Origin of the sequence: Rhodococcus sp. CX, from assembly GCF_015865005.1 — a bacterium.
GTDB lineage: Bacteria > Actinomycetota > Actinomycetes > Mycobacteriales > Mycobacteriaceae > Rhodococcus.
The window spans coordinates 1-595 of the sequence record NZ_JADZGH010000166.1 but is presented as its reverse complement, the minus strand read 5'-3'; the positions used below and the strand labels follow the sequence as shown (position 1 = coordinate 595).

Below are 595 nucleotides of genomic sequence, written 5' to 3'. Positions count from 1 at the left end.
CCGCCCGGGGCACGCCCCGTTTCGGCTCTCGAATCGGCTGCACCCTCGTTCGAACACATGTACTATTCGAACATGAGTTCGATAGCAGAGGTTCATACGGCGGAGTGCCCCACCGTGGACGAACTCTGCGCACTCGACGTCGACCGCCTCTCCGACGAGGACATCGCCTCGACACTCCGCACCGTCGAACGCCTCCGCCGCCGACTCGACGGCCTCGACGCGCGACTGGTCGCCCAGGTCGAACAGCGCGGACTCGAGAACGCCGTGAAGCTGTCGACGCCCCAGAAATACCTGGTCGAACTCCTGCACCTGTCCCGCGCCGACGCGGTTCGGCGCGTCAAGAACGCCCGCCTCCTCGCACCCCGCACGACTCCCAGCGGTACCGCCCTCGCCCCGATCCTGCAGGTCACGGCCGCTGCCGTTGCCGACGGGGACGCGTCCGCCGCGCACGTCGATGCCATCCGCAAAGTGACCGAGAAGATTCCGGGGCGGTTCGGGAACGACGTCGTCGAGACCGTCGACCGCATCCTCGGCACCCTCTCCCGGACCGCGACCCCCGACGACATCACCACCGCCGGCATCGACCTGCTCGCCC

Annotated in this window: 1 protein-coding gene; it reads left to right on the top strand. The window is 68.4% G+C overall.

The window, feature by feature from the left end; translation table 11 throughout:
- Positions 1–72: 72 nt before the first annotated feature.
- Positions 73–595, top strand: a 523-nt coding sequence (locus I0Q12_RS17270; RefSeq protein WP_197253062.1) for a DUF222 domain-containing protein, incomplete at its 3' end; no start/stop codon positions are given.